The sequence below is a fragment of the Streptomyces sp. NBC_01214 genome, from assembly GCF_026340975.1.
Taxonomy (GTDB): Bacteria; Actinomycetota; Actinomycetes; order Streptomycetales; family Streptomycetaceae; genus Streptomyces.
In genome coordinates this window covers 1,942,204-1,962,631 of record NZ_JAPEOS010000003.1, presented here as the reverse complement: position 1 = coordinate 1,962,631, position 20,428 = coordinate 1,942,204, and the positions used below count along the sequence as shown (strand labels likewise).

At 68.2% G+C, this 20,428-nt stretch carries 18 protein-coding genes and 6 pseudogenes; 14 read left to right on the top strand and 10 right to left on the bottom strand.

Features of this window, described 5'->3' with window-relative positions:
- Nucleotides 1-111: 111 nt before the first annotated feature.
- From OG594_RS45600 to OG594_RS47490, 4 genes and pseudogenes are all read right to left on the bottom strand, one after another.
- Nucleotides 112-588: a hypothetical protein gene (locus tag OG594_RS45600; RefSeq protein WP_266608567.1), complete on the bottom strand. Its 477-nt coding sequence runs from the start codon at nucleotides 586-588 to the stop codon at nucleotides 112-114.
- A 984-nt stretch (nucleotides 589-1,572) separates the two neighbouring features.
- Nucleotides 1,573-1,824: a hypothetical protein gene (locus tag OG594_RS45595; RefSeq protein ID WP_266608566.1), complete on the bottom strand. Its 252-nt coding sequence runs from the start codon at nucleotides 1,822-1,824 to the stop codon at nucleotides 1,573-1,575.
- Nucleotides 1,825-2,836: 1,012 nt separating this feature from the next.
- Nucleotides 2,837-3,007: pseudogene (locus OG594_RS45590) on the bottom strand (IS701 family transposase); the annotation flags it as partial.
- A gap of 72 nt (nucleotides 3,008-3,079) precedes the next feature.
- Nucleotides 3,080-3,313, bottom strand: a pseudogene (locus tag OG594_RS47490) (transposase); the annotation flags it as partial.
- 69 nt (nucleotides 3,314-3,382) lie between these two features.
- Between OG594_RS47490 and OG594_RS45585 the strand changes: the two are divergent.
- The 4 genes and pseudogenes from OG594_RS45585 to OG594_RS45570 all read left to right on the top strand — a co-directional run bounded on the left by OG594_RS45585 (nucleotide 3,383) and on the right by OG594_RS45570 (nucleotide 4,804).
- Nucleotides 3,383-3,532, top strand: a complete 150-nt coding sequence (locus OG594_RS45585; protein ID WP_266608564.1) for a transposase — start codon at nucleotides 3,383-3,385, stop codon at nucleotides 3,530-3,532.
- Nucleotides 3,517-3,885, top strand: a pseudogene (locus tag OG594_RS45580) (transposase); the annotation flags it as partial. The gene OG594_RS45585 and the pseudogene OG594_RS45580, both read left to right, overlap by 16 nt.
- A gap of 192 nt (nucleotides 3,886-4,077) precedes the next feature.
- Nucleotides 4,078-4,308, top strand: a complete 231-nt coding sequence (locus OG594_RS45575; RefSeq protein WP_266608562.1) for a hypothetical protein — start codon at nucleotides 4,078-4,080, stop codon at nucleotides 4,306-4,308.
- A gap of 82 nt (nucleotides 4,309-4,390) precedes the next feature.
- Nucleotides 4,391-4,804, top strand: a complete 414-nt coding sequence (locus OG594_RS45570; protein ID WP_266608560.1) for a hypothetical protein — start codon at nucleotides 4,391-4,393, stop codon at nucleotides 4,802-4,804.
- A gap of 618 nt (nucleotides 4,805-5,422) precedes the next feature.
- Here the strand turns inward: OG594_RS45570 and OG594_RS45565 are convergent.
- The gene (locus OG594_RS45565) at nucleotides 5,423-5,743 is read right to left on the bottom strand and encodes a hypothetical protein (protein WP_266608559.1); all 321 of its coding nucleotides are present in this window, start codon (nucleotides 5,741-5,743) and stop codon (nucleotides 5,423-5,425) included.
- A 33-nt stretch (nucleotides 5,744-5,776) separates the two neighbouring features.
- The gene (locus tag OG594_RS45560) at nucleotides 5,777-6,313 is read right to left on the bottom strand and encodes a hypothetical protein (protein WP_266608558.1); all 537 of its coding nucleotides are present in this window, start codon (nucleotides 6,311-6,313) and stop codon (nucleotides 5,777-5,779) included.
- A gap of 200 nt (nucleotides 6,314-6,513) precedes the next feature.
- Between OG594_RS45560 and OG594_RS45555 the strand changes: the two genes are divergently transcribed.
- The 3 genes and pseudogenes from OG594_RS45555 (at nucleotide 6,514) to OG594_RS45545 (ending at nucleotide 7,819) form a co-directional block, all read left to right on the top strand.
- Nucleotides 6,514-6,774 (top strand): hypothetical protein, encoded by a 261-nt coding sequence (locus OG594_RS45555; RefSeq protein ID WP_266608556.1) that lies wholly within the window; start codon nucleotides 6,514-6,516, stop codon nucleotides 6,772-6,774.
- A 106-nt stretch (nucleotides 6,775-6,880) separates the two neighbouring features.
- Nucleotides 6,881-7,049: pseudogene (locus OG594_RS45550) on the top strand (XRE family transcriptional regulator); the annotation flags it as partial.
- 134 nt (nucleotides 7,050-7,183) lie between these two features.
- Nucleotides 7,184-7,819, top strand: a complete 636-nt coding sequence (locus OG594_RS45545) for a hypothetical protein (protein WP_266608554.1) — start codon at nucleotides 7,184-7,186, stop codon at nucleotides 7,817-7,819.
- Nucleotides 7,820-7,865: 46 nt separating this feature from the next.
- On the opposite strand, the pseudogene OG594_RS45540 reads toward OG594_RS45545, so the two are convergent.
- Nucleotides 7,866-7,958 (bottom strand): annotated as a pseudogene (locus OG594_RS45540) (IS5/IS1182 family transposase); the annotation flags it as partial.
- An 891-nt stretch (nucleotides 7,959-8,849) separates the two neighbouring features.
- Between OG594_RS45540 and OG594_RS45535 the strand changes: the two are divergent.
- On the top strand, nucleotides 8,850-10,448 hold the full coding sequence (locus OG594_RS45535; protein WP_323185475.1) for an ISL3 family transposase: 1,599 nt from the start codon (nucleotides 8,850-8,852) through the stop codon (nucleotides 10,446-10,448).
- A gap of 89 nt (nucleotides 10,449-10,537) precedes the next feature.
- Entirely contained in the window at nucleotides 10,538-11,047 is a 510-nt protein-coding gene (locus OG594_RS45530; RefSeq protein WP_266608553.1) for a hypothetical protein, read from the top strand.
- A 415-nt stretch (nucleotides 11,048-11,462) separates the two neighbouring features.
- On the opposite strand, the gene OG594_RS45525 is transcribed toward OG594_RS45530, so the two are convergent.
- Entirely contained in the window at nucleotides 11,463-11,981 is a 519-nt protein-coding gene (locus OG594_RS45525) for a pyridoxamine 5'-phosphate oxidase family protein (protein WP_266608896.1), read from the bottom strand.
- A 218-nt stretch (nucleotides 11,982-12,199) separates the two neighbouring features.
- On the opposite strand from OG594_RS45525, the gene OG594_RS45520 reads away from it, so the two are divergent.
- The gene (locus OG594_RS45520) at nucleotides 12,200-12,724 is read left to right on the top strand and encodes a hypothetical protein (RefSeq protein ID WP_266608551.1); all 525 of its coding nucleotides are present in this window, start codon (nucleotides 12,200-12,202) and stop codon (nucleotides 12,722-12,724) included.
- A 350-nt stretch (nucleotides 12,725-13,074) separates the two neighbouring features.
- Nucleotides 13,075-13,404 carry an isoamylase early set domain-containing protein gene (locus tag OG594_RS45515; RefSeq protein ID WP_266608549.1) on the top strand — a complete coding sequence of 110 codons (330 nt, stop codon included), beginning with the start codon at nucleotides 13,075-13,077 and terminating at the stop codon, nucleotides 13,402-13,404.
- 610 nt (nucleotides 13,405-14,014) lie between these two features.
- Here the strand turns inward: OG594_RS45515 and OG594_RS45510 are convergent.
- Together OG594_RS45510 and OG594_RS47290 are read right to left on the bottom strand one after the other, a co-directional pair.
- Nucleotides 14,015-15,153 (bottom strand): annotated as a pseudogene (locus tag OG594_RS45510) (serine hydrolase domain-containing protein).
- 146 nt (nucleotides 15,154-15,299) lie between these two features.
- Nucleotides 15,300-15,533 (bottom strand): hypothetical protein, encoded by a 234-nt coding sequence (locus tag OG594_RS47290; RefSeq protein WP_323185474.1) that lies wholly within the window; start codon nucleotides 15,531-15,533, stop codon nucleotides 15,300-15,302.
- 594 nt (nucleotides 15,534-16,127) lie between these two features.
- On the opposite strand from OG594_RS47290, the gene OG594_RS45500 reads away from it, so the two are divergent.
- The 3 genes from OG594_RS45500 to OG594_RS45490 all read left to right on the top strand — a co-directional run bounded on the left by OG594_RS45500 (nucleotide 16,128) and on the right by OG594_RS45490 (nucleotide 20,326).
- On the top strand, nucleotides 16,128-16,751 hold the full coding sequence (locus OG594_RS45500) for a LysR family transcriptional regulator (RefSeq protein ID WP_266608547.1): 624 nt from the start codon (nucleotides 16,128-16,130) through the stop codon (nucleotides 16,749-16,751).
- A 614-nt stretch (nucleotides 16,752-17,365) separates the two neighbouring features.
- Nucleotides 17,366-18,532 (top strand): S1 family peptidase, encoded by a 1,167-nt coding sequence (locus OG594_RS45495; RefSeq protein WP_266608545.1) that lies wholly within the window; start codon nucleotides 17,366-17,368, stop codon nucleotides 18,530-18,532.
- A gap of 534 nt (nucleotides 18,533-19,066) precedes the next feature.
- Nucleotides 19,067-20,326, top strand: a complete 1,260-nt coding sequence (locus tag OG594_RS45490; protein ID WP_266608544.1) for a family 16 glycosylhydrolase — start codon at nucleotides 19,067-19,069, stop codon at nucleotides 20,324-20,326.
- Nucleotides 20,327-20,428 lie beyond the last annotated feature (102 nt).

Here is a 20,428-nt window from a genome sequence, read left to right as displayed (position 1 = left end):
CGACCAAGCTGCCTCGTGGAGAGGCGCTCAGGGTTCCCCACACCGGATCGGCCGGGGACCCCGTGAGGTTGCCCCAGACGCCGGCCCTGGCCGCTGACGCACGCCGGAGCCTCAGCGTGGTGGCGCAATCATTGTTCGGTCGCCCCAGTCCTGGAGCACGCTCCAGGAGCCACTTGTTATGGCGAAGACCAACTGCGACCACTCGAACACCTGCTCCGCGTCGGCCGGCCCCGGACCGTCGAACCACTCGGCGCAGAAGTCCACGTACAACTGGTCGTCGAAGCGGGAGAACATCGGAGGGTCGTACAGCACCCAGGCAAAGCCTTTGCTCTCGTCGATCCGGAAGCGCGAGACTCCCTCAAAGTCCAGGCAGACGGTTTCCCAGAGGTTATCCTCGTCCCTCACCTGGGCATCGATGACGATCCGGACCGCCCGGCCCCGCGATTGCGCGCCGAACTCCTGGTCGAGTACGACCCTCCGAACACAGGAGTCCCCGAACTCGTACCGGCCCAGCAGGGCAGCGATGCCCTCCTCGGTCAGCGGGAACGGCCCGAGCCTTCGCGGCGGTACCTGCGCTCTGAAATCCATGGAACTCCACAATCGGTCACTTCGGAACATGCATCCCCTCGCTGACGGCCCGCCCGCCAACTGATCCTTGGTCAACGGGGGCTCAGAGCCCGGCCGCCGATCGCACGGCGACCGCAGGCCCGGAACGACGGGCGTGGCGCGAGAACAACTGTAGTTCTCCGCCCTCGTGAACGAGCTGGCAGCGTGCGCGGGCGCTTTTCCCCGGCAGCGCGGCGGAGGTGAGCCCCTTCTCAGGCCGGTGGCGGATCCTTGGCCGGGTTCCCCCAGAGCAGCGGAATCCGCCGGACGGTCGCCGCGCACCGCACGGGATCGGACGGCTGGTCGACCGCGCCCGATCAAGCAGACGAGGAGCAGTCACAGATCACGATCTACGGCTGGAATATTAGATCGCACGATCTTGACCGATCCGGATACGAAAGGGAAGAATTGCGCCACTGAAATACCGTTTTCCGACAGGCGGGTGGCACGAGGGTGCAGGTTTCAGCCGTGGCGTTTTCCCGACATGTGTTTTCTGTTTCAATTTAATCGGGTCGGAAATATCGTTCGATTGTCTCCCGGTGAAGGATTCTTCAACGTCTTGCAGCCGTGAAGGCCAATACTGTTGGCCGCGCGTGCGGAGATAGTCGAGAATCGCCCGTAGCGTCAAAGGGTTCGGGGGCGTGTCACCCGTGATCTTGTTCACCGCGCTCGTCAATTGATCAGACACAGAGCTGCGGGATATGTTCCTTAAGTACGCCCCGGCCAGACCAACCGGGTCGGATTCGGGGAGAATTACGGGGAAGAAGACCGCGGGGCAGGGTTTGTTTGGAACCATCGCCAGCGCACCTGCATGCCTTCTTCCCCGGCTACGCACCAAAGCGTGTGCGTGAAGCGCACTACTCTGCACGCCGCCGGTATCTCGGCGATCGCTGCTGTTGCCATCGGAATAGCTGCGCCTGCAGCCAGCGCTGCCACTTCGGCGCCAGTCCGGACTGTCGCCGCGGTTCAGAGCGCCGACGTCGTCATCACCGGGGCGCCGGGCGTGACTGGAGCCTCCCAGGCACCGGCGACGGCCTGGCGGACCACGGCGCGCACCGTGGGCTCATCGAGGGCCTGGAGGCTGCTGCGGGTGAGCGTGAGGAGTCGGTGGGTGATCAGCTCCGCTACGTCGCCGCTGCGGCCGGAGACGGTGGTCAGAGCCCGCTGGGACAGGCCGTAGTCGAGCGTGGCCGCGGCGCCCGTGCCGGTGTATCGCATGCGAGACAGCTTGGCGCCGGCGGCGCCGTGGATCGTGGCCGGGGCGCGGGCGACGTCCAAGAGTCGGTACGCCTGGGCACGGCTGATTTCGAGACCGCCGGGCTGCTGTTCCGCGTGGTCGTCACAGACCAGACAGATACCCCAAGGCCACCCGGGAGGAGCCTTGGCGCTTCAGATCCACCCTCGAGGACGCGTGTGCGACGTCCCGTTGTATGCCACGGAACGTCGCGCAAGGTCAGCTTGTTTCGCTGGTTGCGCCGACCCGACGGTCTCCCAGGGCGCACCACGCGGTGGACGTGCCTTTCGTCCACTCCCAAGGGCCGTAGTGCGGGTACTCGTAGCCTCCGATCGTCGTGCAATGGATCACAACCCGGTAGCGCTCGTAGCGTTCGCCCTTTGTGCACCTGAAGCTCGCACCGTCATGCCCTTGGCTGCCAGTCAGGTACTGGTACTTGCAACCCCCGAGTTTCGAGGTCGCTGCTGAGGCGTTCGGCGCCATAGCAAGTAGCCCGCTTGCGGCGAGGGCGATCGATGCGGTTACCGCTGCGATTCGGTTTCGTACAAGCACGGGTCCTCCTAGCGCTGCGGAGCGCGGGTGTGCCCCGCTATCAAGGAAGCTACTCGTACGTCGCAAGCAGGCACAGAGCAGCCGCCGCATGGCTTGATAGTTGAACCAAAAGGTCATCTAGACGACGAGCTGACGCGAGGTGTAGGACCCGGGCAAGGAGCCGCGCCTGAAGCAATAGCCCGGAAACCGGACCATCACCGACGACCCGAAACGACTCGCCGTTTTCGCCTGCATCTGGGCCCGCGCCACCCATGGGCGAGTACTTCTTCTCCCCATGCCCTTCGCACATCGCAACCGACCCGGAAGCCTGCCGCCTCTGGAAGTACCACCGCAGATTCACCTGCGCCTGGCTCAGACAAACGGACGACCATCCCCACTACTGCGAGCTGAAGGCACTACTCGAAGCCCGCGCCGACCAACTCGCCGCCGCCATCGACACCGAGTGTGCGCGAGCATGGCGAGGGTGACCCAGCGGGACCATGACGGGTAGCGGCGGACCTGGTGCTCGTCCAGGGCTGTCAGACCCTTTCCGGACTGGAAGAACTCCTCGACTCGCCATCTTGATCCAGCGACTCGCACCAGAGTCCTCAGCGGCACGAGTGTGGGTGAGTAGCAGCTGCATAGAGACGACTCGATGTCGCCTGCCGCGTCCGCTTGCGCCTGCGCGGCCTGGAGCATCCGCTCGAATGTTCCGTCCGACGCCCAGCGGCGAAAACGCGTGTGGAGACTGGCCCACGCCCCGTACCGGTTGGGCACGTCCCGCCAGGCGACCCCGGTCCGGAACTTCCACACGATCCCGTTCAGGACCGTCCGGTCGTCCAGCCGCGGCCGCCCCAGCGCAGGCTGCGACAGCAACGGCTGCACGAGTTCCCACTCAGCGTCCGACAGTTCATGGCGACGTATCACCCGACCATGATCCATAACATAGGATCACTTTGCCGACAGACCTAGAGGCCGTTTCTTATCAATCATCTGATCGTCGGTTGATGTGTGTCGTTGACTGACGCGCAGTGGACACGGATTGAGCCGTTGCGGCCAGATCGGACGCCGAAGCGTGGTGGGCGGTGGCGGGATCACCGGCAGGTGATCGACGCTATCGCGTTCAAGTACCGCACCGGCACACCTCCCGCGGCGGGCTGACCACCAAGATCCACCTCGCCGCCGACGGCCGCTGCCGCCCGCTCGCGTTCGTCCTCACTCCAGGCCGGGCCGGGGATGCACCGGCGTTCACACAGGTCATGGTCGCAATCCGGGTGACGAGGCCGAAAGGCAGGCCGCGATCCCGCCCCGTCGTCGTGCTGGCCGACAAGGCGTATTCGTCCCGCGCGATCCGCGAGCACCTGCGCAAACGCAGGATCCGGGCCGTGATCCCGCAGCCGGCCGACCAGATTGCCAACCGCAGACGACTCGACAGCAAAGGCGGTCGGCCGCCAGGCTTCGACCGCGAGGCCTACAAGCAGCGGAACACCGTCGAACGCTGCATCAACACGCTCTCACGCCGCCCTCCGACCCGAAGACGGTCCGGGTGACCCCCATGCCGCAGGCGTACGCCGCCCCGTAGCTGTCCCACCTCCAGTACGGGGCCGGGTCGGCCGTGCAAGGCGGGATGTGTACCCGAACGCCCGCCTGGCGTAGAGGTTCCCCGGTAGCGTCGGGCGGAGAGACCAACGAGAGGTGGGGGATGCATGAGCGAGGACCGGGAAAGGCTGTTGCGCGCGGTAGAACTGTTGCTGCTGCCCGGGGTGACGACCACACCGATCAGCGAGCTGATGCCGTTCCTGACGGACAACAACCACCGCAAGTGGGAGATCGCGAAGGCGGTCCGCGAGGCCATGAACAGCATGACGGGCGAAGGCCTGGCCGACGAACAGCGCGCGGAACTCATCGGTCTCGCCGAAGTGGTCCGCCGGCACTAGGTCGACACACGGCCGACGCCCGCCAGCAACGGGCACATCGAAGAGTCGTCACACCGACGTGTCCGCCCAGTAGAGGAGTCCCGTGCCCGCCCGGGCCCTGATCGCTCTCGCCATCACCACCGCCCTCGCCTGCGCCACCGGCTGTACCCCCGGCAGCAGCAGCTCCTCCGCCACCGCGAGTGCAAGTGCGACCGCGAGTCCGTCGCCCACATTCAGCGGCCCCGGCTATGACGCCTACCTGGCCGGACATTCCTACGGGAAGCGAAACGAGAAAGTCGCCCAGCTCCCCGCCGGCGAGGCCGCCGAGAACAAGGACGGAACTCTCACGGGGGCGCTCACGGCCGACCAGACCAACGCCAAGACTTGGTGCGTCAAGAACCTGCCCAGCGCCCTGCGCACCGAACACCGCGCATACCTGAAATCCCTGCTCGGCGGGTGCATCGACGGCGTCCTGCCCACCTATCTGTCGCCCAACGACCCAAGCCTCTACCTATAGACCTGGCTTCGCACGAACGCGACCAAGCTCGGAACTAGCTAGGGGCGGGGAACTGCCCGTTGCGTGCAGCACTGCCAGCCGTCGCCCGGTAGGGGCGACGGCCCGTGTGCGTGTGCCGGCCAGCTGTCGGTTGCCGCGTGGTCCGGCTGCGGGTGGGTCACCTCGCGCAGATTCCGCCACGTGGTGTGCGGCCTCCGGCTGGTGGGGGTTAGCGGCCGCGGCCCCAGGTCTCGGTGTCGACGGTGCGGCCGCGGTCGTCGCGCAGGGTGCAGCCGCGGAGGTTGATCGGGTTGCGGGTGGTGTTGGTGGTCTCCACCCACTCGTTGTTCAGGGAGCGATTGGAGCGGTCCTCGCGTCCGGGGCTGTCGGCTTGGACCCGGCTGATCTCCCCCCGCGGCCGCTGGTGGTGACGGTCCCCGTCGTGGGCGGCCGCCGGCAGCGCGGCGGCGGATACGAGGCCTCGAAGGCGTGGGCGAGACCGCGCATCCGAGTCTCCGGAGCATGCTCCGGGCTGGCGAAGAACGGCACGAGGTCATCCGCCGTCGGGCGGAACCGGTCGCGGACTCGGTCCAGTTGGGTTTCGAGGACCAGGCCGTTCACGTCGAGGGCGCAGATGTGCTACCGAAAGAAGAAACCCTCTCCTCCGGTGCTGTCGCTCCCGACGGTGCGCGTCACGACGGGGCCGTTGGGGTTGATGTACACCGTCGGCAGGGACAGCAGTCCGGACGGCTGGGCCGCGGAGTCACTCATCGTGGGAGGAGTGGCGGCAATGAATTGAAGTGCGTGCTCCATGCTGTTGGCGGCGTCGATGGCCGCGCTCGCTGCCTCCAGGTAGCCCGCCGGCAGGGGGACCGGGGTGCCGACCAGACACAGCCCGCCGCGGCTCGCCGCACTCAGCGTCGACTGGGCGCGGCCGTAGACGGCTGGTGTTCCTCGCACTGGCCCCAGCAGACCAGCGCGAGGAACTGTGGTCTATCGCCGGAGGCCTCGCTGGGGGTCCCGGATGCCGCGGTTGTCGAATGGGTCGAACCAGGCAGCCTCTCGAAGATCGCCCACATCCAGGAACTGGTTCGCGGGGTGGTCGCTGTCCTCGATGCCGGTGTACTTGGAGTGGAAGAGCATGAGGACATCGTGGTCCTGGAACATCAGGTCGGAGCAGCCGTCCCAGCCGTAGTCGTCGTCCTCGTGTTCCAGGAGGGTGTTGTGGTCGTCCTCTGCAGGGCGGTCTTCGAGGTAGGTCGGGGCGTCTTCGATGGCCAGGTGCAGGGCCATCTCCTCCGCGGTGAAGTTGGGGTTGGGCCAGTTTCCCTTGACGAGGTCGCCAGCCACGTCGTCGAAGGAGCGCGCCATCCGACGCCGCCAGCGGTGGTCGGCTGTCCAGGTGAGCGGGGGCAGCCGGTCGAAGACCCCCCAGGTTGCGGAGTCGGCGACTGACAGGAACTGGTCCCCCAGATGCTGCGCGTCGTCGTATGCCTGATCCGCGAGGACGACCAGTGCCGTGTGGAGCAAGTCGGCGGTACGGGGCGTGAGTTGCCATCCGCGCTCCTCGCAGTCCTCGTCTTCGCCCTTGCATGGGCAGTCCCGAGTGGCGAAGAACGCGAGGACATCGCCGCCAACGGCCCCCCGCCGGTGGAGGGGTGCGCACCTTGGGAAGAGCTACGGGAGGCGCATCTCGCCCGGCTCGCCGCCCAGCGACCGGTCGTCGCCTGATGGCCGCACGACGCGCCAGGATCGCGTTCAGCAACTCCGCCGCCAAGCAGCTCGAAGACCTCACCACCGAGCGCGAGATCCACGCCCTGGACCGCGCTCTGGTCGCCATCTCCGTGAACCCGGAGATCGGCGTACCGATCCCCGCGGACTGCATCAGCCCTGAGCTTCGCCAGTACGCCGACGAGATCGAGGACGTCCGCGTCCTGTACTTCATCACCGCACTGCGCACCGTCGTCATGGTCGCCTACGTCGAAACCTGACCAGAGGTGGCATCCCCCGTGGGCGGTGGAGCTGACGGAGGAGGGGCTGGACCCGGCCAGGCCCATCGAGCGCAGCGACGCCGGCCTGAACGAAGGGGAGTAGACGGTGGGTGACATCGAGGACGCCCTGGAGCGCGCGGACCGGGAGACGTTCACGCGGGAGCCGCCCAAGACGTTGAAGGGCCGCATCAACTTCCTGATGAGGCAGCTGAGGAACGACCAGCGCCGTCGCGGCCGAGCTCGGGGTCAGTCAGCGCTCGGTCGAGCGCTACCGCTCCCTTGCGTCACCACCATGTCCCAGTGCTGTAAGGGAACTGGGCTCGGGGCACCCGCCCGCCCAGTCGGCCACTAGCGTGCGGCCATTGGGCCCAGCAGCCCAGCCGACCACCACACCCCGGGAGACTCTGCCATGCCCGTCCTTGGTCCCCGCGCCCTCCTCGCCACGATCGCCCTCGCAACCACGCTGACGCTGACCGCCTGCGACCCCGCGGCCGAAGCCGAAGCCCCTCCTGCCCCTCCCGTCGCCACCGCCACTGTCTCCGCGCCCGCCTCCTCCACCTCGCCCGCCGGTTCGGGCAAGCACACGCTGGCCGAGGCCGCCACCGCCGGCGGGCTCACCAAGGCCACCGGTGCCAGCGCGGTCTCCGACGTCCCGGTTGACCCGGGCGAGATGCGTGACGGCATGCACCTGGTGGTCGCTGACTACAACCGCGCCGGGCAGACCTCCGGCCGCCGCATCCTTTTCGTTGGCGTCGACAGCGTTCCCGAGGACCCGAACAAGCGTCGCGAGCACCTTTGGCGCGGCCTGATCGACTACGCGCTGCAGAACGGTTCCACCGGCACCCCCACCACCGCCAAGCCGTACCAGCCCGGCCCATTCGGCGGATCCCTCGAGTGCCTCAGCCTGCCCGAGTCCGCCACCACCACCGACGTCATCTGCGGCTGGTCCGACACCAACACCGCCGCCGTCGCACTCTTCCCCCACACCACCCCGGCCGACGCCGCCCGCCTCTTCGCCGCCATGCGCGCCGACCTCGAACACTGACCGCCCCGTCTACCGCACCCCCACGGCCGGGGGCGTCGCGCAGGCAGCGGCGCCGCCGGGTGATCCACTCCAAGGTGCGTTCCACGATCCAACGATTGGGAACGACCTTGAAGCCCTGGCCCTTGCGGCGGCCGGGGTCGTCGGAGATCTCCGGATCGAGGCCGAGGGCCCGACGGCTCCAGGGCACGAGGGCTGCAGCAGCCTCGTCCATACGCCTACTGGCCCCACGCCCAGCTCCCCCGCACCGCCCACCGGCCCGTCGCCCGCGGCGAACTCCGCCCGGGCGAACTGCACTTCTGGGCCCGCAGAAACGGATCATCTACCACGTTGGCTCTACGCCGACCGAGCCGGCACGGACTACCTGACCTACGCGACCCTCCGATGGCCCTCAGGTGTCGACGAGCTATCCCGCCGGCCCCTGCACGTGTGCCGCCCGAGGGTGACCTCGCCGCGCGGGTAGGGCGGCCCGTTGGAGAGAGGGGGTGCCGCCGGAGGCGCCGGTGCTCCCGGGCAAGCCAGCTGGCCACGTGGCGCAGCTCCTCATTGCATCCTGTACACCGCCACCCGCTCCGCCGCGTAGGTGCCGTCCGGCAGTACCCCGTCGGTCAGCTCGAACTCCTCCTTCTCCCCGACGGGGCCGGTCCAGGCGATCCGGGTGCCGGCGGGACGGCTACTGGGCAGGTGGACCGGCTGACCGTCAGCGGCGCGGACGCCGAGCAGGGTGTAGGTGCGGACCGGCCGTCCGGCCCCGGCGAGGCCGGTCGTAGTGGTGTGAGCAGCCCGGCGGCGCCGGAATCAACCCCAGGCGCCGGCCCCCGCCAGCAGGGTGCGGCCGCCCAAGGTCTCCGCGGTCCCAGCCCGTGAGCACGTCGGTGAGCATCGTGGTGTCTGGCTTTGTTCACGTTCAGCGGTTCTGGCTCAAGTTCTGTGATCCGGCCACGGTGAGTAACGGCGGCGACAGTGACAGGTGTTGGCGAGGTCGCCCGAAAATGGCTGTCCGTCCGGATGGTTGGGCTGACAGTTCGGAGCCGTGGATGACCTTGCAGTTCGGTTGAAGGATCTACTGTTCCCGTCGGTGGCAGACGTGGTCGTGCTGTCGGTAGACGTGGACATCGCGATAGTGCGCGTTGATGTCCAGGGCTCGGCGGTAGGCGCGTCGTGTCCGTTGTGCGGGACGTGGTCGGACGACGTTCATGGGTCCTACCTGCGGTTTCCTACTGACGTGCCGAGCGGTGGCAGGAGTGTGGTTCTCCGGTTGAGAGTGCGGCGGTTCACCTGCCCGAATGCCTCCTGTGGTCGGCGGACGTTCGTCGAGCAGATACCGGGGCTGACACGTCGCCACGGCCAGCGGACGGAGCGGCTTCGCTCGACGCTGTCCGACATCGGTCTGGCCTTGGCCGGCCGGGCCGGTGCCCGCATGGCCCAGGTGGTCGGAGTCGGCGTCAGCCGGAGTACGGTCCTGCGCCTGGTCGACGCACTGCCGGAACCGGAGCCGCCCGACCCGCGGGTGGTCGGTGTCGACGAGTACGCGACTCGCAAAGGACGGCACTACGGGACCGTTCTGGTGGACGTCGAGACTCGCCGGCCGGTCGACCTGCTGCCCGACCGGGAATCGGCCAGCCTCGCAGCGTGGCTCGCGAAGCGGCCTGGGATCGAGGTGATCTGCCGGGACCGGGCGCCCTTCTTCGCCGAGGGTGCCACCGTCGGCGCACCCCAGGCAGTCCAGGTCGCCGACCGGTGGCACCTGTGGCACAACCTCAGCGAGGCCGCCGAGCGAAGCGTCTCCCAGCACCGTCGCTGCCTGCACGTACTCGTTCCCATTGCCCCGCAGCCCGACACAGAACCGGCTCCGGCAGCCGAGCCCGCGACCTCGCCGTGGGCGACCAGCAGCCGCTACGCGGATCGCACCAGAGCCCGGCACGCCACGATCCATGCCCTGATCGAGGCCGGGCACAGCCGGCGCTCGATCCAACGTCAGCTGGGCATGACATACCGCACCGTTCAGCGTTTCGCCGACGCCGCACGACCGGAAGACCTCTTCACCGGCCAGTGGCAGAACCGGTCCTCGATCCTGGACGAGTACAAGCCCTACCTCGACGACCGCTGGAGTGAGGGTTGCACCAACGCCTGGAAGCTATGGGAGGAGGTCGTCCCCCTCGGTTACCAGGGAAGCTACGGACGCGTCCGTGCCTACCTGCACCTCAAACGGACATCACCCCGTCCGGTGGCGGCCCGGCCCCCCTCGCCCCGCTCAGTCGCCGGATGGATCCTCCGCCGCCCCGAGACCCTGACCGAACCGGAGCAACTCCAGCTCAAGAACATCTCAGCCAACTGCCCCGAGATCGCCGCCCTCACCCGCCACGTCCGGTCGTTCGCGACCATGCTGACCGAGCGCCAGGGCGAACAGCTGCCGGACTGGCTCGACGCCGTCCGACAGGACGACCTCCCCAGCCTCCACACCCTCGCCACAGGAATCGAACGAGACCGGGACGCCGTCATCGCCGGCCTGACCCTGCCCTGGAACTCAGGCGTCGTTGAAGGACATGTCAACAGGATCAAAATGCTCAAGCGCCAGATGTTCGGTCGCGCGGGCTTCGCCCTCCTGCGGAAACGGGTTCTCATGTCCTGATCGGCGAACACGCAGGAGGAACTCGATGGCAGCAGCGTCTGAGAATGTGCGAGTCTCCTTCTCCCGGATGGCCGATCGAGAAGACTGTGATGACCCGCGACGACGCTCTCAAGCAGCTCAACCACATGGCGCGCGAGAGGGCATTCGGTAGGCACGTCGGGTCGGACCGGCTCATCCAGGCTGGGCTGGACGCGCTGATCGCCGGCGTCGAGAGCCCCTCCCTCGCCATGCTGGCCGGTCTCCTCCGGCGCGAAGAGCCCGAGGCTCCGGCACTCTTCGACCAGGTGCTGGAGGAGCTGGGACTGCTCTTCCACCCGCCCGCTGACCCACGGGCCGCGAAATGGGCCATGGCCCATTGGGTCGCCGGTCAGATCGCCGACGGATCCCTGGATCCCGCAGTCGGCACCCACCTCATCTGGGCAGACATCGCCTATGACCTCGGCTACCCCGTGGAACTCGAACCCCTCGTCCACTGCGCGCACAACTTGAACGGCTGGGAGGAGAGCTGGGGCGTCTCCGTCGAGGAACTCAACGGGGAAGCAGTTGAGGCAGCGAAACAGTTCCTTAGCAAGGGGTCGGCCGTTGGGGCGGGGGAATGACCAGCGGTTTGTTCTCGCCACCGGGATCTGTCATTCCCGAGCCGATCCGGTCACTCAGCGTGGCTGCACCACAGAAGCTGAGCCAGAACCCGTTCAGCAGCAGCGTTTGTCTGCTGGATTGGGCGGCAGTTGCGGATCTTGGGGCCCTTGGATGTTCACGAGAGGGCCCTGGCTCAACTTCTGTGGTGTGACCACTCTGAGTGACATCCGGGCCCCTTCGAGCCGTACGTGAAGTCGCCCGAAAATGGTCCGTGGGCAAAGCGGTTGGGCTGATAGTTCGGGGCCGTGGAAGAGGTCATGCTCCGACTGAAGGAGTTGTTGTTCCCATCGATCCCGTCTCGCCAGCACCCGAGCCCGCGCCGAAGAATCGGCCAAGGCGGGCTGACCGCCCAGACAGCCGACCAGGGATGCCGGACTACCGGCCCGGCTTGGTCCAGAACTGACGCGGCGCAAAACCCTCGCGCCGCAGCCAGTGCTCGGTATAGACGATCCGCTCGGCCTCGATTACCACGAGAGGTCCCGATGCTGGTTCATCGAGAGAACGCGACCGTTCGACATGGTCGGACTGCCAGCGGAACGCCGGCCAGTAGTACTCGAAATCGGGGTCGTCTTCGGACAGCACGCGAGCCCGCCCGAAGAGCTGAGCACCTCGGCTGCTGGCCTGTCCGACCAGCGGCGCAAAAATCCCCACCGACACCCTTGGGTCAGCGGCGAGGTTCCTCATCTTCGGCGAACCGGGAGCCGTGGAGAACATCACCGCGAAGTCGAGGTGGAAGTACCGCACCGGCGTCGCCAGAGGCCCTTCCGGCCCTGCCGTCGCGAGCACGCACATGTTCTGCGACGACAGCAGATTGAGTATCCGCTCTTCCAAACGATCTCGATCGAGGCGCTTCTTCGGTGACGGGCCGGCCAGCCACGGGTTAGTCACAGGCATGATCAAGTATCTCATGCCTCCCGCTCACTCTCCGGGGTCTGGCAGCAGGCTCAGCCGTCAGCGGTGCCGTCAAAACTCGGTTCTGGCACAGATCTTGGGGAGCGGTCGCGGAGCGTCACCGGGGCACCAGCATGAGGTGGGTCGGCCCGCAGGGCGGTTTGCCGGGACAGTCCAAATTTCCAGGCGCTTTCGCGGGCCCTGCTGGCATCGTTTGAACCATGGCAGCGATAGACGACACATCCGAACCTGACAGCCCTGTCCGTAGCGCCTATCCGCCCCTGGTGGAGGCAGCGTGGCTGTACCAGGCGGATCAGGTGTGTCCGGAAGACCTGCCGATGACCGCTGCCCAGGCACTCGCCATGGGAATGGACACGCCGACCCTGCGCGAGCTCGCTGGCCTGCCGCGTCATGCGGACCCCCGGGACATCCGCGATACATTCGAGCAGGCTCTCGAAGAATTGGGGATCACTCTGCCCGATCACCACCTGGCCCGACGATACGCGCTGCGCAGGCTGGCTACGCGATTCACCGCCGGGGAAGTGGATCTCGCCGGGTTGGCATCGGACGAGTGGTCGGAGATAGAGGTCGAGACCGCCGAGGAGCAAGCATTCGTGGCGCTACTCCCCCCATGCGCATGCTGCATCGAGTACACGCTGGGGCTCGACGCGGCAGCTTGGGAAGCGCAACTGCAGTTCGCCGCCTGTGCCTTGGTCTCGCATCCCACTGTCGGGCCGCGCTTCTGACGAGTGGGGTCGGAAGGCGTTTCTGGCGCAACCTCTGGGGTCGCGATCGCGGAGCAGTGGGGCGGTCACACACCCAAGGCGGGTGGCCTAACTCTGGAGGGTCGGACCTGGGACCAGACGCCGCTCCCGGCGGCCGTGTAGCCGGGTTCCGGCAAGACCTGTACGTATCTGGTGCCCCCTCCCCCGCAAACTTGTCGCAGGCAGACTCTCCTGACAAGGGGGCGGGACCTTGCACGAACCTGAAGCGGTGCTCGACGACGCTGTACTCGATCTGAGCGGAGAGAGCGCCGGGGAGCACCAGTGTGCGGCGGCCGGGTGACCCGGCGGCGGCGTCAGTGTGCACGGCTCCGGTGCTGCACCGAGCATGGACTCGTATCCTCGCTCCCCCTGTCTGTCAGGCCTTTCGTCTGGAACGCGCCCTGCGCAAGACCACTGCCAGGGTCACCTTCGTCCTGCCCGCCGACACCCCTTCGGCGGAGGTGAGCGTCGTCGGTGACTTCAACGACTGTCGTCCGGGGGTTCATGCGCTGACCCCGCGCAAGGACGGCAACCGGGCGGTCACCCTGGAACTCCCCACCGGCCGCAGCCACTCCTTCCGCTACCTCGCGGCCGGTGACCACTGGTCCAACGACGACACCGCCGACGGCCAGGACGGCCCCAACAGCCTCATCCACACCTGAACGCCGTCCTGGGGGCACTCGGCATCCAGCAGGCGCAGACAGCCCAGGACTGCAGATCCAGAGCCTCCGCGTGAAGGATCAGAGCGAGGAACTGCTGGCCCGCGTCCGCGCAGTGCTGTCCGACGCCGGCTTCCAGGAGATCGCCACCGGCTCCGAAGGCGTGCCACCTGATCCGGCACGCGCGCAGTCGTGGTCGACTGGCTGCCCGAAGACATCAGCCCACTCCCCGGCGGCGCGGCTCCCGCCGCGCCGCCGCCCCTCGCCCCACGATCTGCCGGGGCTCCGGCACGCCTTCGGCCTCGCCATGGCCGCAGCGCTCCGCGCAGCCGGCCTACCGTGGAAACCCGGGGTGATGAATGGCTCCTTGTCCTCTTCGATCACCCCACCGGCGCCCCACCCCCGCAGGTGGCTCGGCCGGCGAGCCGACAGGGCCGTGACGCTGCCGGTGGCTCAGGCGCGCGATTCCTCGACACCCACCGAATCCGGTCACTGCCCCGTCCGCATGTGTTGAGGGAACGGAATTGCTGGGCGATCAGTCCTCGATCACCTGGTACAGAGTGGTCCAGAAGTCGTGCATCAGGTGGACCGAGTCGGGGACCGATGTGCCGACCTAGGTGAGGAGGATACCGACGACGTTGTTCACGGGGTCGGCGTAGGTGGAGGTGCCGGCGCCGCCGTCCCAGCCGAACTGGCCGACGGGAGCGTAGTCGCCGCGGTAGGTCCGCACCGCCATCCCGAAGCCCCAACCGCCGTGCTGGCCCTGGCCGAAGGAGATGTGGACGTTATTCGTGGCCAGCTCGGTGCGGGCGGCGTTCTGCGCGGGGGTGAGGCGGTTGGTGGTCATCAGCTCCACTGCCTGCCTAGACAGAACGCGCTCGCCGCCGTGTTTGCCGCCGTTCAGCAGCATCTTGAAGTAGGCCTGGTAGTCGTCCGCGGTGGAGACCAGACCACCGCCACCGCCTTGGAACGCCGGAGGAACGTTCCAACGGCCTCCCCTGGATTCGTCCCATACGTGGAACTCGCCGGACTCCGGGTCGGGCGCGTAGAGGACCGGCAACCGGTCGATCTTGTCGTCCGGGACGTGGAAGCCGGTGTCCTCCATCCCCAGCGGGCCGAAGACGTGTTCGCGCAGCGCCTCCTCGAAGGTCTTGCCGGTCACCCGGGAGACCAGTACGCCGGCCAGGTCGCTGGCGAGCTGGTACTGCCATGTTCTCCGGGCTGGTGCATCAGCGGCAGGGCGCCCAGGCGGCGCAGCCACTCGTCCTGCTCAGGCATCGGCGTGGGCAGGTTGGGCGTCAGCCCCTGTGCGAAGACCTCGTTCATGATCGGCGTACCGATGGAGGTCATGTCCATACCGAGGCCGAAGGTGGAGGTCAGCACGTCCCGGACGGTGATCGGACGGTGCGCGGGGACCGTGTCGTCGATCGGGCCGTCGAACGCCTTCAGCACCTGGCGGTCGGCCAGCTCCGGCAGCCATCGGTCCACTGGGTCGTCCAGCCGGAGCCGGCACTCGTCGAGCAGCACCATCGCCGCCGCTATCGAGACCGGCTTGGAGGTGGACGCCATCCGGAAGATGGTGTCCCGGCGCATCGGCGCACCGCTGTCATGCTCCATCGTGCCGAGCATCTCGACGTGCGTCTCGTCGTCCTTGCTAAACAGGGCGACGACGCCGGGGATCTTGCCGGAGTCGACGTGGCGGGCCAGTACGTCGCGGATCTTGCGCTGCCCTGCGGCGGTGAGTTGAGACATGGTGGAGTACTCCCTGGTCGGGTTGACGTGTCGGGCAAGGAGGAGGGAAGGAGGGGGTGACGGATGAGGGGATCAGAGACTGCGGGCGGAAATGTCGCCGTTGCCGCTGGTGGCTCTGATCTTCAGTACGGGGGAACCGTTGTTCTTCAGGGGGTCGCTGACGCGCCCGTGCCGGGGGGCGGCGACGAGATGTCGCCGTGCTGGGTACGGAGCACCACCGTGCCGCGCACCGCCTCGCCGATGATGATGCCGCCCCGCGCGGTGGAGATCTCCGCGGGGACGCCCAGCCGGCCGACGTGGACATCGCCCTCGACGGGGATGAGGCGCCGGCCTTCTACGTCGACGATCGCTATGTGTCGATGAGCGCCATGAACCGCCACGTCGCCGCCGGCCCTCGGTGCGCACCTCGCGGCGGCGGAGGTGGTGCGGAGGTGGTTTCGACGCCGGAGCCGGCGGGGAGTTGAAGCGTCACCTCGATGGATCCGGGGCTGCTGAGCACCTGGTTCGTCGCCGCCGGCGCAATGACACGCAGCAGGCCGTCGCCGAATTCGACCGTAGTCTGCTCCGCGGCCGCCACATCGCGGTCCTTCCCGGCGTGGGCGTACCTCGGCGGTGGTCTCGGCGCACGGTCGGCAGCGAGGATGCTCATGCGTCCGGCGGGTATCTCCACAACGGCCGCGATCCCGCCGGGGGCTGGAACTTCTGTATCGGGTGCTCTCCTTGATGCGTAGTCAGGTAGTGGAGTGGTCGGATGGTGGGCAGGCCAAGGGGCCGTTCCCGGCGCAGCGCGCCGTGCACCGCGTACACCACGCTCAGGTCGATGGCATCACTCATCGGGCCGGACGAAGGCGGCGTTCACGTTTCTTCATGCGTGCGTGCCCGCCTCAAACGATCTTGCAGTCCGCGCATATGATCAAGCCGCACTTCCATGCGGTTCGATAACCGCTGGATTATCGGCGGAGGGCCGGGGGCCGGTGGAACTGCGGGACATCGAGATCTTCCTCGTGCCGGCAGAAGAGCTGCACTTCGGCCGGACCGCACAACGGCTGCATGTCTCCCAGGCCCGCGTCAGCCAGGCCATCAAGAAGCAGGAACGGCGCATCGGTGCCGAGCTGTTCGCCCGCACGAGCCGCTCGGTCAGCTTGACCGACGTCGGCCGGCAGTTCCGCGACGACCTGCGACCGGTCTACACGGGCCTGCACGAATCCCTGGAGCGCGCCCAGCTGGCCGCCCGCGGCATCACCGCACAGCTCCGCGTGAGCCCGATGCCCTTCAACATCGCCGATCTGCAGCCCTATTGGAAGGCGTTCCGCGCGCGCCACCCGCACTGGGGCCTCCAGATCCGTCAGGCGGCCCTCACCGATCCGTTCGGCCAGCTCCGCGGCGGCGCCACGGACGTCATGGTCGTCTGGCTGCCAGTGGAAGAGCCGGACTTCACCGTCGGACCGACCCTGTGCACCGACCCGCGGGTCCTTGCGGTGGCCGCCGACCACCGGCTCGCTGCACGGGCTGGGGTGGTGGAGCGGGGGCGGGGAAGCAGGATTTACGTCCAGACCGAGCTGTTCACCGCGTGGGGCGCGTTCGACCTCAGCGGGTGACACCCGTCGCCAAACCCCGCCGCCGATGTCGGAGTGCGACAGGCCCGGCCGTCACCGACAGCTCGGGGCTCCTCGACGCCGGCGAGCAGTTCGGCCGGTATTTCGAGGGCCTGGAAATGGGCCCGGGCTCCAACAGCACCTCTCCGCGGAGGCCATTCTCCAGTGGGTGGGACGCGGGGTCGCCGATCCCCCGCTCGGCCAGCCGCGCGGGCCGGTCGTGGGCCGGGGACCGTACTTGAGCTCCTCGATGACGAGCAGCTTGAGGTTGAAGTCGCGGAACTGGCTCATGCGCGATGGGTACCAGGTTCAAAGGGGCGGAGCCCGGGCCCCTGCAAGGTACGGCGTCGATTACGCCCTCTGCAGCGAACGCGCTGACCAGGGCGTCGAGATGGTCCATGTGATCCACCAGTCCACGACCGCGACCGCGACGTCGGTCAGGTCGGTGACGAAGTCGCCCCTCGGCGCCGGTGCAGTCCGCGGTGACCGAGTGGTCGCGCGGGTGCCGCCGCGGCCGAGGAATTTGGTATGGACCTGACAAAGAGGGTCGGCTAGCGTAGCGCCCGACACTCTGTGAGAGCGCTCTCAAGCGCTCGATCCCCACGCCAGGAGGTCTCGTGAAACACACCACCCCCTTACGCGCCGCAGTCGCCGCCCTGCTCCTGACCGTCGGCCTGGACGCCGCCCACGCTGGCGTGGCGAGCGCCGTCCCGCTTCCGGAGCCCGCTGCGACATCGTCCGCCGCAGCTCCGTCCGCCTCGGCCGGACTGCTCGACGCGATGCGCCGGGACCTCGGGCTCACCGCTTCCCAGGCCGAGGAACGGCTGAGCGCAGAAAGGGCGGCCGCGACCCTGGAGAAGACCGCACGGCAGGCCGCGGGTGGTGCGTACGGCGGCTCCTGGTACGAGCCTTCCACCGGCCGGCTCGTCGTCGCGGTGGCCGACCGCGCGGCGGAGTCCAAGGTGCGGGCACTGGGCGCCGACACCCGCCTCGTCCGGCACAGCGCCGCCGCGCTGGACCGCGCCAAAGCGCGCCTGGACACGCTGGGCGCGCCCACCGGGGTGGCCGGCTGGCACGTCGACCCGCGGACCAACAGCGTCGTCGTCACGGTCGTACGTACTGAGCGGGAAGCCCCCGCCGTACGGGCGTTCGTCGACCGGGCCCGGGCCGACGGCCCCGTCACCGTCGCCGAGACGGCGCAGGCGCCCCGTACGTACGCCGCGGGCACCGTCGGCGGCGACCCGTACTACACCGGCAACGTCCGCTGTTCGATCGGCTTCTCCGTGTACGGCGGCTTCGTGACGGCTGGGCACTGCGGGCAGGCGGGGGCCGCCGTGCGCGGCTGGGACGGGTCCGCGATGGGCACCTTCCGGGGATCCTCGTTCCCCGGCGACGACTACGCGTACGTCGGCATCCACAGCGGCTGGTGGACCGTACCGGTGGTGCTCGGCTGGGGCACCATCCCGGACCAGCTGGTACGCGGCTCCGCCGAGGCACCCGTGGGCGCCTCGATCTGCCGGTCGGGGTCCACGACGCACTGGCGCTGCGGCACCGTCCTCGCCAAGAACGAGACCGTCAACTACAGCCAGGGCGCCGTCTACCAGATGACGAAGACCAGCGTCTGCGCCGAGGGAGGCGACTCCGGCGGCTCGTTCCTCAGCGGGGACCAGGCCCAGGGCGTCACCTCCGGCGGCTGGGGCAACTGCTCGTCCGGCGGCCAGACGTGGTTCCAGCCGATCAACGAAATCCTCGGCCGCTACGGCCTGACGCTGCACACCGCCTGAATCTGCACACGCCTGAGGTCGGCGCGGCGACAGGTCCTTCCGGGCGCGAGCACCCGGAAGGACCTGTCGCCCGGCTTCCCGTACGGGGCCGGCGGCGCTGCTCGTCGAGGTGTCTGGTGTCGCGGACCAACGCCGGTGCACCGATCGACGGGCTGCGCGGCGCCGGACACCAACGCATGAACGAGGAACCGTCGGCCGGGGCTGGGTGCGCGGCCGGGAGCACGCGGTCCGGACGCCCTCGCGGAGTACCCGCGGCGGCCGGCCGGCCGACGATCACGGGAGGCTCCGATTCACACCTCTCTGCATCAAGCCAGCCTTAAGAGATCGTTAAGCCGAAAACCACAAGAGAAAACCGCAGCTCAGGGGCGTGCGAGGAGTGACGTCTGACATTGCCATGACGGTTACCCCTCCGTAATACTCACTGCCTCGGGTGACGTTGCGTCACGTTTGAGAGCGCTCTCGCACCTCTCCTGTCATTCTTCACGGCTCGCCCGGCCTGGCACCCCTCCTCCACCCAGACAAGGAACCATGCCCATGGCTGCTGCTCATCGCGCACGTCGCCGCTCTCTCGGCGGAGTGGTGCTCCTCGTGACCACCGCCCTGGTCGCGGCGGTGCTCATGTCCTTCACCCGTTCGGTCGCCCCGCCCGCCGGTGCCGCAGTTGTCGCGCAGACCTGGTCCGACGAGTTCGACGGCGCGGCCGGCCGGGCTCCTGACGCCGCCAAGTGGACACTTGAGAGCGGCGGTTCGGGATTCGGCAACCACGAGCTGCAGTACTACACCAACAGCACCTCGAACGCCGCGCTCGACGGCCAGGGCAACCTCGTCATCACCGCGCGGAAGAACACCGACGCCGGCCTCGGCTGCTGGTACGGGCAGTGCCAGTACACCTCGGCCCGGCTGAACACCGCCAAAACCTTCACCCAGGCGTACGGCCGCTTCGAGGCCCGCATCAAAATCCCGCGCGGCCAGGGCATCTGGCCCGCCTTCTGGATGCTCGGCAACGACCTCGGCAGCGTGGGCTGGCCCAACAGCGGCGAGATCGACATCATGGAGAACATCGGCCGCGAACCCAACACCGTGCACGGTACGGTGCACGGCCCCGGCTACTCCGGAGCGGGCGGCCTCGGCGCCGCGTACAACCTGCCCGGCGGCCGTGCCTTCGCCGACGACTTCCACGTGTTCGCCGTCGACTGGAGCCCGAACTCCCTCGTCTGGTCGGTGGACGGCACTACGTACAAGACCCTCACGCCGGCCGACACCGGCGGCAACAAGTGGGTCTTCGATCACCCGTTCTTCGTCATCCTCAACCTGGCGGTCGGTGGGGACTGGCCCGGCAGCCCGGACGCCTCCACGTCCTTCCCGCAGACGATGACCGTCGACTACGTCCGCGCCTCCTCAGCCGGCGCCCCCGCCGCACGCCCGATCCGTGGCATCGGCGGCATGTGCGTCGACGTCGCCGGCGGCTCCGACGCCGACCGCACCCCCATCCAGCTGCACGACTGCACCGGCAGCGCGGCCCAGCAGTGGACCATCGGGGGCGACGGCACCGTCCGCGCCCTCGGCAAGTGCCTGGACGTCGCGGGCGGCTCCACCGCCGACGGCGCCGTCGTCCAGCTCTACACCTGCAACGGCACCAACGCCCAGAAGTGGACGTACACCGCCGCCCGTGACCTCACCAACACCGGTGCGGGCAAGTGCCTGGATGCCAAGGGCAACTCCTCCGCCGACGGCACCCGGTTGCAGACCTGGACCTGCACCGGCGCCGCCAACCAGAAGTGGACGGTCGGCTGACCCGCCAGCCCCGCCGCCCTCCCTTTCTCCCCCCTTCCCTGCGTCCGACCGCTCCCCCGCTCGACCTCACGAAGAACGGACCCCCACCGTGACGGCTCGCCA

Excerpts from the sequence above, each read along its gene's own strand:
- OG594_RS45600 (WP_266608567.1), bottom strand. The coding sequence starts at position 588 with ATGGATTTCAGAGCGCAGGTACCGCCGCGAAGGCTCGGGCCGTTCCCG.
- OG594_RS45520 (WP_266608551.1), top strand. The coding sequence starts at position 12,200 with ATGGCAGCGATAGACGACACATCCGAACCTGACAGCCCTGTCCGTAGC.
- OG594_RS45575 (WP_266608562.1), top strand. The coding sequence starts at position 4,078 with ATGAGCGAGGACCGGGAAAGGCTGTTGCGCGCGGTAGAACTGTTGCTG.
- OG594_RS45525 (WP_266608896.1), bottom strand. The coding sequence starts at position 11,981 with ATGCCTGTGACTAACCCGTGGCTGGCCGGCCCGTCACCGAAGAAGCGC.
- OG594_RS45490 (WP_266608544.1), top strand. The coding sequence starts at position 19,067 with ATGGCTGCTGCTCATCGCGCACGTCGCCGCTCTCTCGGCGGAGTGGTG.
- OG594_RS45545 (WP_266608554.1), top strand. The coding sequence starts at position 7,184 with ATGCCCGTCCTTGGTCCCCGCGCCCTCCTCGCCACGATCGCCCTCGCA.
- OG594_RS45595 (WP_266608566.1), bottom strand. The coding sequence starts at position 1,824 with ATGCGATACACCGGCACGGGCGCCGCGGCCACGCTCGACTACGGCCTG.
- OG594_RS45530 (WP_266608553.1), top strand. The coding sequence starts at position 10,538 with ATGACCCGCGACGACGCTCTCAAGCAGCTCAACCACATGGCGCGCGAG.
- OG594_RS45555 (WP_266608556.1), top strand. The coding sequence starts at position 6,514 with ATGGCCGCACGACGCGCCAGGATCGCGTTCAGCAACTCCGCCGCCAAG.